11 protein-coding genes are annotated in these 10,330 nt (G+C 41.2%); all 11 read right to left on the reverse strand.

Features of this window, described 5'->3' with window-relative positions; genetic code table 11:
• Window positions 1–339 precede the first annotated feature (339 nt).
• A complete protein-coding gene (locus tag Q0296_RS01190) occupies window positions 340–747 on the reverse strand; it encodes a tetratricopeptide repeat protein (protein WP_298035755.1) in 408 nt (135 codons plus the stop codon).
• Between the two features lie 133 nt (window positions 748–880).
• Window positions 881–1,708, reverse strand: a complete 828-nt coding sequence (locus tag Q0296_RS01195; RefSeq protein WP_103647337.1) for an ABC transporter permease subunit — start codon at window positions 1,706–1,708, stop codon at window positions 881–883.
• Window positions 1,701–2,354, reverse strand: a complete 654-nt coding sequence (locus Q0296_RS01200; RefSeq protein ID WP_103580951.1) for an ABC transporter ATP-binding protein — start codon at window positions 2,352–2,354, stop codon at window positions 1,701–1,703. Before Q0296_RS01200 ends, Q0296_RS01195 begins: the two co-directional genes overlap by 8 nt.
• A gap of 9 nt (window positions 2,355–2,363) precedes the next feature.
• Window positions 2,364–3,263 (reverse strand): NapH/MauN family ferredoxin-type protein, encoded by a 900-nt coding sequence (locus Q0296_RS01205; RefSeq protein ID WP_298035759.1) that lies wholly within the window; start codon window positions 3,261–3,263, stop codon window positions 2,364–2,366.
• Window positions 3,264–3,265: 2 nt separating this feature from the next.
• Entirely contained in the window at window positions 3,266–3,730 is a 465-nt protein-coding gene (locus Q0296_RS01210) for a c-type cytochrome (protein ID WP_298035760.1), read from the reverse strand.
• Window positions 3,727–4,275 carry a hypothetical protein gene (locus Q0296_RS01215; RefSeq protein WP_298035762.1) on the reverse strand — a complete coding sequence of 183 codons (549 nt, stop codon included), beginning with the start codon at window positions 4,273–4,275 and terminating at the stop codon, window positions 3,727–3,729. Before Q0296_RS01215 ends, Q0296_RS01210 begins: the two co-directional genes overlap by 4 nt.
• The gene (locus Q0296_RS01220) at window positions 4,272–4,949 is read right to left on the reverse strand and encodes a 4Fe-4S dicluster domain-containing protein (RefSeq protein ID WP_298035763.1); all 678 of its coding nucleotides are present in this window, start codon (window positions 4,947–4,949) and stop codon (window positions 4,272–4,274) included. The genes Q0296_RS01215 and Q0296_RS01220 overlap by 4 nt, the downstream gene beginning before the upstream one ends.
• The gene (locus Q0296_RS01225; RefSeq protein ID WP_298035764.1) at window positions 4,942–6,198 is read right to left on the reverse strand and encodes a nitrous oxide reductase family maturation protein NosD; all 1,257 of its coding nucleotides are present in this window, start codon (window positions 6,196–6,198) and stop codon (window positions 4,942–4,944) included. Before Q0296_RS01225 ends, Q0296_RS01220 begins: the two co-directional genes overlap by 8 nt.
• Entirely contained in the window at window positions 6,191–6,946 is a 756-nt protein-coding gene (locus Q0296_RS01230) for a cytochrome C (RefSeq protein WP_298035765.1), read from the reverse strand. Before Q0296_RS01230 ends, Q0296_RS01225 begins: the two co-directional genes overlap by 8 nt.
• A gap of 81 nt (window positions 6,947–7,027) precedes the next feature.
• Window positions 7,028–9,616 (reverse strand): Sec-dependent nitrous-oxide reductase, encoded by a 2,589-nt coding sequence (gene nosZ / locus Q0296_RS01235; protein ID WP_298035767.1) that lies wholly within the window; start codon window positions 9,614–9,616, stop codon window positions 7,028–7,030.
• A gap of 159 nt (window positions 9,617–9,775) precedes the next feature.
• The coding region (locus Q0296_RS01240; protein ID WP_298035768.1) for a hypothetical protein at window positions 9,776–10,330 on the reverse strand (555 nt) is incomplete at its 5' end.

Here is a 10,330-nt window from a genome sequence, read left to right on the forward strand (position 1 = left end):
CTAACCAAAACGCATGCAGTGCGCAAGCACCATTGCATGCCACTTCTAACGTTGTCGGGGTTAGGGGATTGTTAAGGGGGAAGGGAGCGACTTCGTAATTCAAGCCTCTTCCCCCTTAACAAAGAAGCAAAACTTTAAATTTATAAAAACTATTTTTGCAAATTTTAAAATTCCATTCACTCGCAAGAGCTGACTACTAAAATTTGGCTTTACTTATAGCTTAGCTCAAATTTTAGAGCAGAAATTACTCGTTCATGAAATTTTAAAATTTGCGAAATTGCTTAGTTATACATATAAATTTCAGACAAATTTTAAAATTTGCAAAAAGCTTTATAAATTTTAATTCTTAGGCACAAGTTCTAAGACGTTGCAGGCTCGTTTGCTGCCCATCTTGCAAGCTTTATCAAGGGCATTTGCAGATAGATCAAAGCTCTGCTCTACGCCGTTTCCTTGCAGATATTTTGTAGCTAGCTCGTAGCAAGCTTCACTGCTACCATTTTCACAAAGCGACTTAAAGACTTCGTAAGATTTAACCAGATCTTTTTCAATGCCAAGACCTCGCCCTAGCATGTCAGCATATAAAAAGCAAGAAGTTTTGTCTTTGTTTTCGCACTCGCTTGAAAGCTTTTTAGTAAAGCTTTCGCAAGCTTTTGCGTCACTTTTGTTGATGCAGTTTTGCATATTTTCATCCCAGTTTGCGCTTAGAGATAAAACGGCAAAGGCTAAAAATAAAATAGATTTTTTCATAAATTTCCTTGAGAGAGATAAACCCCCTTTGGGGGAAAGGGGGTCATTACAAAAAGGAGGTTTCTTGTTGGACAAGTGGAATAATACAAGCCTCGTCTAAATTTAAAGCCAACTCTTATTTAACAAAAAACAATCAAACAAGATCTCTCTTGCTAAAGCCCAAATAGCCGCAAACTAGTAAGATCACGCCAAGCACCAAAGGATAGATGATCGCATAAGCTACGAAGGTCGCTTTTGAAAATGTGCCTAAGATAAAGTAGGACGCAGTGCCTATGACTGCTAAATTTGGATCAAAAAGGCTAAGTGCGGCTATCCTAAAAAGTTCTATCGGATTTAACATAGCGATAGAGTAGATGACGTACTCATCGACAGAGCTTCGCATAAGTAGCCCAATAAGCGCTAGGTCGATAAAAGCTAGCATGATAAGCCAAAGCAAAAACGCCACGCCTTGGCCTGTTTCTTGGTTTTTGATAAGGCTTGAGATGAAAAAGCCAAGCGACAAAAAGACGATACTTAGGCTAAAAAGCAGGCCAAAGTAGAGCACCAGCACGCCCCAAGGTATCGATACGCCCTTTATAAAGCCAACCACCACGCAAAGCAAAAGCGAGAACAAAAGCGGCACAAAAACGACAAATGTCCGCCCAAGCGCCTTGCCAAAGTAGTACTCTTTAAGGCTTAGCGGGAAGCTTAGTACGTATTCAAGCAGGTTTGTATCCCTGTCTTGATTTATACTTCTAACGGTTGAAATGAGGATAAATATCGGCACAATAATGACGCAAATTTGTATAAACAAAAGTAGCGCCCTTGTTAGCCCAGAAAAGCCAAGCACGCGCGAGTCGGTCACTCCGCTAAATAAAAATCCTATCATCAAAGCAGAAAAAAGAAGCGCATAGATCGCAAACCACCTTGAGCGAAACGACTCTTTGACGTCAAGTTTTGCTATTAAAAAAAGGTTATTCACTCTTGCTCCTTAAATTTTCTTCTTTGATGATCTTGCCAAGGTCCATATAGACGCATCTATCAAGCAAATGAGCGATCTCATCTATGCGGTGCGAGATGAAAACTAGCGTCTTTTTTTGCGTGAAATTATCAAGTAAATTTTTAAAAGACTCCCTTGCTTTTACATCTAAATTTGCCGTTGGCTCGTCAAACATCAAAATTTCACTATCTTTGGCAAATGCGATGGCTATTAGCATCTTTTGCTTCATACCGCCAGAGAGTTTGTAAAACGACTTGTTTAAATTTGCATGCAGGTCAAGCTCTAAAAGCTTGCTAAATTTCTCGATCTCTTCAAATTTGACATTTGAGCTTTTGCAGACAAACTCGCAAAGCTCACGCAGGCTAAATTTAAGTGGTGGCGGAGTTTGTGGCACAAATGAGATAAACTTTAGCGCCTCTTTTCTATCTTTTAGGGTATTTACGCCATTTATCGCGACACTTCCGCTATTTGGCACAAACTCACCCAAGATGATACGCATGAGCGAGCTTTTGCCAGCTCCATTTTGCCCAAGTATCGCTATCTTTTCGCCAGCTTTTACATTTAGACTGACGCTATCAAGTATCTTTTGCGAGCCAAAAATTTTCGTTACTTCTTTTATATCTATCAAAAAATTTCCTTATATGAGTTTCTTAAAGCCGTTGTCAAATTTAAGCGCATCTTGGTGGCACACGTCGATACACCTGCCACAAAGCGTGCAGTCAGCCCCAGCTATCCTAAAGAGCTTTTTACTATCATCAGTTTTTGCCCCTTTTTTTGTCATGAAAAGCACGTGTGGCACTAGACAAACATCGGTGCAAACTAAGCAGTGGTCGCACTTTTCTTTATCCCAGCTGACCTTTATCGCATTTGGCTTTGCTAGTAGCGAATAGGTCGCTCCAACAGGGCAGACATACCTGCACCATGCCCTGCGCGAGAAGAAAATTTCAACCACAAGCATGGCTACGACTAGCCAGATAGCGTGAAAGTAGCCATAGATGATAAATCTTGAAAATATCCCAACGACGTTAAAAATTTCAAAGACTAGGCTCGAGCTAGCAAAGCTAAGAGCCAAAAACAAAATAGTAAATATGTATCGCCACTTTGTGTCAAAAACTCGCGGTTTTACTATCTTTTTGGCACGTAAATTTTCATGTATTTTCTCAGCTATCTCGCTTATAAGTGAGTATGGGCAAACCCACGAGCAAAAGCCCCTGCCACCAAAAATGATGTAAAAGGCTAAGATACTAAGCGAGCCAATGAGCAAATTTACATGAATTTCATGTGTTGCCAAAAAAACTTGCAAGCTCATAAAAATATCTGCTAGGTGAAAGCCAAGTATCCTTGAGGCGCTGATGTCGCCCTCTAAAATTTGCACATCGACCCTGTATGAGAGCACAAACAAAAGATGAACTAACACAATGGTAAAAATGCGCCAAAAACGTATGCTTGGGCGCTTTTTGCCATCTTTTGTAGTCGTTATTAGCGTGCTTAGAAAGCTTACGTTTCTAATGGTCGCACGAACGTTATATTTATCCATTTTTACTTTTTAAATTTAGAAATTTCATCAGCAAGGCTGTTTAGATCGCTGTCACTAACGTTTGTTAGCAGTCCCTTCATAAGCGTGTTTTGCACCTTGCCAGCCTTATAATCAGCTAGTTTTTTTAACAGATCCTCTTTGCTTAGATGAGTGATGTCAGGCGCTACTATGCCTTTGCCATTTGCGCCGTGACACGGAGCGCAAGAGGTTAGGTATTGCTTGCTAACGCCTTCATTTTGAGCCTTAGCTACGCTTAGACTTAGCTCTTTTACCTTTTTTAGCTCATCTTCGCTGGCAAATTCCTCGCTAGACTTTGGCTGCTCTTTTGAGATATTTTGCTCTACCTTTGGCGTGACGACTTTGGCTGCAGGCTTCTCCTTTTTAGGCGGGGTTTGGCTTAGCATAAACACCATGATGCCGCATATCAGCACCGCTAAAATGATCGTTATGATTTTTCCGATTTTCATTGTTTGCTCCTAAACTGCGCATTAAAATCGCTTATCTCTTTGGCTAATTTTCTAATCTCACTCTCATCCATCTTTTTAACAAGATCACGCATCAGCACATTTACCTTCTCTTTGTTTTTATAAGCGTTTATCATCTTATAAATTTCATCCTCGCTCTTTGTTAGAAGAGATGGTCCGATGATGCCATTTGCATAGTCGTCGTGGCAGGCTGAGCACTTTGTGATGAAGTCTTTGCTAAGTCTGCCCTTTATAAGTCTTAAATTTATACTTTGAAGCGGGCTTTTTACCATGGCAAGCGCTCCGATCTGGCGGCTTACGTTGTTGTCTTCAAGGCCAAATTTGACACTTTTTTCGCCGTGCATGTCGTATTTTATAAATTCATTTTGCTTATTTATGCTTTGGTTATTTTCATTTTTTTCGACCTTTATGCTAGCGCTTGTCGCCGCATTTGCGCCTTGTTCGCTGGCAGCCTTTGTCTTCTCGCTACTATTTTCGCAGCCGACAAATAGCAAAGCAGCAGCCACTAAAGGTAGTACAAACCTCATTTTTTCTCCTTATAAATTTCATCAAAACTCATCTTTGGGGCGATATTTATGATCTTTGCTGGGCAGACCTCAGCACAAACACCACAACCAACACAGCCATTTTTTATGAGCGGCAAATTTGTCTGGCTCATCACTATCGCGCTATCGCCAACTGGGCAAAGCGTGACGCAAAGATCGCAAATTTGACCGATCTTGCCTTTTATCTTATCTTTTAGCGCCTCTTCTCTGTCGTTATAAGCTTTGCGATCAAGTAGATGTTTAACGCCAGCTTCGCTTAAATTTTCTCTTTTCAAGCTCAAACAAGCCGCAGTGTCACTTAAAACTGCAACGCCCATTTTGACATCGCCCACAACCTTTGTCGCATGGTCAAGCGCCCCACTAGGACAGGCTAGCACGCATGGGAAGAGATCGCACAAGTAGCAGCCTCGCTCTTTTGCGTCGATGTAGGCTGAACCGCTTGAGTAGCCATCTTTTATGTCAAGTAAATTTATGCTGTGATAAGGGCAAACTTGCACGCACTGGCCGCATTTGACGCAAAGATCGTCAAAGTCATCAACAGCCCCTGGTGGCCTAAGATAGAGTTTATCTCCGCTACTTTCTGGCAAAAGCTTGCCTAGTCCGTATCCAGCCACCGCTGCGGCCGAGCCTATTATCATAAAATTTCTTCTATCCACGTTTTGCCCTTAACGCTTCAAATTTAGCACTATCAAGTGGCTTTATCCTTGGTGTTTGGTCATTAAGTAGTTCTATTGGCTCTGAAAATGGAGCGAGCTTAGCTAAGAAATTTAAGACGCTAAAGACGCTTGAGCCGTAGAAAAACTGCAAATTTGGATAGTAGTGCCAAAGCTGATCGACGTATGATAGGTGCAAAAATGGCGTATCGCCGTAGCCATCTTTATCTCTATCAAAGCTCTCGTACTCATCAAAGTAGTTTTTCCGCCACTCATTTAATGCCATCTTATCGCCTGGAGTGTCGTTTGCTACGATATCCATGTTGCCTATGAAGTCGTTGTTTTCAAAGATGCTAACGCCCTGCGTAGCGTGAAAATAGACGCCAACTACGTTGTGTAAAATTTTATTTTCGTAAAATTTGATGGTTGATCCTGGTTGAAACGGCGAGTTGTCGAGCAAAACACCCCTTGCGTTGTAAATGAGCGTATTTTTTTCTATCGTAAAGTCTGAAACGTCCTTTAGCCCGATACCAATGCCAAATGCACCGTCGCTATCCATAACTAAATTTGACCTAACGGTTGAGCCAGCTGAATACATAAAAAACATACCGACCGTATTGCCGATAAATTCGTTATTTTCGACTAAATTTTGGTTGGCATACATAAAATGCAGCGAATATCTGCTGCCAACTGCCTTGTTTTTTAAAAATTTATTGTGGCTTGCGTACCACGCGACCATATCACGACTATCATAGATGTAGTTGTTCTCGATCAAATTTTCATGGCTATACCAAAGTCTCACCGCATCACCCCTAAAGCCAAGGCTAGCGCCCTCTTTTGAAGTGATCTTGTTTTCAGTGATCTTTGAGCTACTGCACTCTTTAAAATCAATCCCAAAAAGCACGTCTATTAGCTCATTTTGCGTGACTACAACGTTATTTGCCTTGTCACAGCCTATGCCAGCGTCTAACTCGCCAAGGTCGCTACCACTGCCACTTATCTTTAAATTTTGCAAAGTTACGTTTGAGGCGATGATCTTTACAACCGTGCCTTTGCCACTCCCTTTTATGTGGGCATTTTTGCCCTCACCGATGATAGTAAGTGGCTTATTTATCGTTATGCCACCTTCATAAACGGTGTCGCCTAGCTTTATCACGTCGCCAGGACTAGCGTTATTTATCGCCTCTTGAAGGAGGTTTGCAATGGCAAAAACCGGCAAAAAAAGAAGGGCAAATTTACAAATTTTACGCATTTAGCTCTTTTTTCTTTGAAAATACTGCAAGTATGCAAAGCACGCTCATGACTATCATCACCCAAAAACCGATGGTCGGATAAGAGTGTGTAGTAAAGTGTGCCACGCTACCATCGCCCAAAACGGTTGGTGTAAATGGCTTGATCTTAAAGGCGCCCCACTCTTGCATATTGTGTCCATACCAGTATAGCCAGCCCACAAATGCGCTCATAAATAGCACAGGTGCGATGATGGTTGGCACCATTAAAAGTGAGTTAAATTTACCGTCATAGTATAAAAATGCAAGCATGCAAAGTGTAGCGATAAGTAGATAATAAGGCGCGATCGCTCGCTCGACATTGCCACCATGCTCCATAGGATACATGCCGATGTAGTGGTTTATCGTGTTCATCTCGTGCACGTCGCCACTATATCCATCTACGTGAAAATATACTGGGATGCCATCTGGAAAGGCTGCCTTTGGATAGTTTGGCGCTTCAAGAGATACATACCAGATAGGAAGAGATGGCGTGCCGATCTCTGCTTTTTGCTCGATCATCTTATGAAGATCGCTCGCCACCTCTTTTGGCAAAAGGTGGTTTTTATACTGAAATGAGCTATAAAGATCGTAGATAGTGTAGCTATAAGATGGTAGCTCGTCGCCGTTAGCTATACGCTCTTTAGCTCCATGCCAGCCAAGAACTGGTAGAGTAAAACAAACGCTCATGATGATAAGTGCAACAATGGTATAAATTTTATATTTACTCATAATCTCTCCTTTAAATTTTAAAATTTAGCCTAGCAAAAGTTAAATTTTAAAATTTAAAAGGGGCAAAAATGCCCCTTAAAACTACATACCTGCGTTTTCATCTATCCATTTTAGATATTCGATGATGTTTTTGATCTCCTCATCAGTCATATGCTGATTTGGCATTCTTAGATTGAAGTAGTCAATCATCGCTTTTACGTAGTCTTCGTTATAGAATTTAGCAGGATCTTTGATAAATTCTGCTACCCATTTTTCGCCGTTTTCATGTCTTAGTAAGACGCCAGTTAGGTCTGGACCTGAGCTTACTTGACCGATAACGTGGCAACCATTACATCCGCCTTTTAGATAAGCCTCTTCACCTTTTGCAGCAGCTGGGCTCATCGGAGTTGCGATCTCTTTAGCTAGGTTGTTTTTAGCTCTTAGACCAACGTCAGCAGTTTTTACCATGTATTGCCATACTTGATACTCCCAAAGGATAGCGCCATTTACGTCGCCTTTTTTGTAAGCTTCGTCAGCTTTAGCTTTTACCTCTTTGATGTGGCCATACTGATCAAGTGCGTCATCAACCAAAGCTTTTACTTTTGGATATTTCTCATAATGTTTCTCTTTTAGGTATTTAACAACCTCTTGGATAACATCATCAGTGGCTTTGTTAGTTGCGATTACTTTGTCGTACTCAGCTTTTAGAGCTTCTGGACTTAGAGTTTTTAGCTTATTTGTCTTTGCAGATTCATATTTTTTATTTGGATCTTTAACAAGCAAATAGCCCATCATCTCAAGGTGAAGTGCTGAACAAAACTCGGTGCAGTAGTATGGGAAGACGCCTTCCATATCAGCTACGAAATTTACTGAAGCAGTTTTGCCAGGCTCAAGTGAAGCGTGGATGTTGTAAAGGTCGATGCCAAAGCCGTGAGTCTCATCTTGCGCGCGCTCTAGGTTTGTTAGGTGAATTGTTACATTATCGCCTTTATTTACCTCGATGTGCTCTGGGTTGATGTGACTTCTGATCATTGTTGCATAGACAGTTACGTTTTTGCCGTTTCTCTCAACTCTTTCTTGACCAGCTAGTGTTGCAAATGGGCTTGCCTCGCCTGTTCTTGAGTTTGTACCCATGTTGTAAGTAAGCGCTGGAGTTAGCTTGCTAGCAGCTATTGAAACAACGTCGTGTGGCTCACCAAGTGGGATTGGCATATCGTAGATTAGCTCCATTTTTGGACCATTGATATCTATTAACTGGTGGTTTTGTGGATGGAGTGGGCCAACTGGGTTGAAGCGATCGATTGAAAGTTTATCAAGTGCGATTGCGTATTTGCCAACTGGTTTTGCTGATTTGCCCTCCATTGTGTCAAGGTGACCGATGTTGTAATGAACATTTACTTTATCAAGCACTTTTAAATTTTTGTAGTCCCATTTTACGATTTGGCTATCAACGTAAAGTGAAGTATAGACTACTCCATCTTGTGAGTCAAATGTAGTATGCAGTGGTCCAAGGCCAAGTTCGACTTGCCCGTGCATTGTCTTTGCTCTATCTAAGATAGGTATGCCGTATGGGTCAGTGCCAGCGTACTCTTTTTTGTCGATTAGCTCTTTGATCTTTTTAAAGTCATAAACTGATGCGTGAGTATCAAGCTTACCACCAACGATGATGTATCTGCCGTCTGGTGTTACGTCACAACCGTGTGGGCTCTTTGACTCTGGGATCAAAAATAGCGCGCCAGCTTTTACAGCAGCATCTATCGTAACTACCTTGTGTCCATTTATAACTTTGTAGTTTTTCTTGTCTTGGACAAGTTTTTCTAAAATTTGCCAGTTATAAACATGTAAGAAGTCGGTGTCATTTCTACTTGCACCTGCCTCAAATGGAGGAAGGCCTTTTTCGATACCACCTGTATACATCTCGCTATTTATCGAGTTTGTAAAGCCCCAGCCGTAGCTCTCGCCTTTACCAGCGTCGCTTAGGTCTTGCCAGTATGGAGGAAGCTCAAGTGAAAATGACTCTTTCTCGTCGATCTTGCCTTTTGGATAGTCAAATTTCCAAAATGTTATAGCACCTCTATAAACCGCCTCGTAGTCGTCCATAGAGTGGTAGTTGTTATCAAGTGGAGCTGCGTACTGGCTAGCTTCGATGACATACTCGCTGTTTGGAGTGATGAAGCTACCGCCGTGTTCGCTCTTCATGATAGGGTTTACGACCATTTGAGTTGTCTCAAAGTCTTTTAAATTTATAACAGCGATCCTTGGGTTTGCTTTGTCGTTGATAAATAGATAATCACCAACATACTCACCATTTTTCTCAGTGAAATTTGGGTGGTGCGTATCGCCCCAAGTTATATCTTTGCCCCTGATAGCACCTTGTTTTAAGACAGCTTTTGACTCTTCGTCATAGCCATATCCTTGCCAAGGCTCTGGGGTGAAAACGCCGATGTATTTGTAAATTCTCATCGACGGAACGCCATAAACTAGCACTTGACCACTCTGCCCGCCAGATGAAAAGACGATGAAATCATCTTTTTTACCGCTTGGCTGGTAAGTCTTAGCAGCTGCAAGGACATCTTTTTCGCTTAGCCCGCGCTCTTTCATGACTTTTTCAAGGTCACTACTAGCGGCACAAGCAGCAGTTAAAGATAGCCCAAGCAGTGCAGCACTTGCGACACAAAATAACTTTTGCATTTACTCTCCTTTTTAAAATGAATTTATCTCTATACTTTGATTTAGAAACACGTTCTAAAAAGCATTCCATTAGATAATTTCTGATAAGTGTAAGAGCCTTTCTGCTATCTCCACCGGACATATTCCTTATTTTGGCTTTTAATTGCATAGATGTATAAATCATAGCATAACCTCTGTATAGTTCCGTACTACGGATTCCAGCTTCATTTTTCTTGCATAAAACATCAACTGATGAAGATTCTTCCCTTGACTTTGCATGTACTCCTTTAACGCATGTTGAAAAATCTGAATATCCATATTTTCCTTGTTCTTTATAATATCGCAGATTGTTCTTTCCTTATCATAAAGCTGAACCATGTTGCCATAGTTTGTCTCTTTGTAACTAAGCCCCATCTCATACAGCTCCGCTTTTGCCTGATGCACGTTTAAACCTCGTTTTCGCAAATGTGTAGCATTATATCCTGTAGGAACGGTAACGTTCACCGTATTAGATTCATGCTCCATTAAACCATGTAACTGCAATGCCGTTTCATGGGAATATATAATTCTGCTATTTTGAATTCCTAAAATATAAAGTTCATCATACCAAGTATCCTCAGACACAAAAATACCATGTCCGACACGCTCCATCTTCTTATTCTGGACAAACTTTGCCAGAGTAGGTTTAGAAATACCGGACTTTAATACTTCGGATGTTAATAGATAACCTTTTCT

Source organism: uncultured Campylobacter sp. (assembly GCF_937890585.1).
In the GTDB taxonomy this organism is placed as follows: domain Bacteria; phylum Campylobacterota; class Campylobacteria; order Campylobacterales; family Campylobacteraceae; genus Campylobacter_A.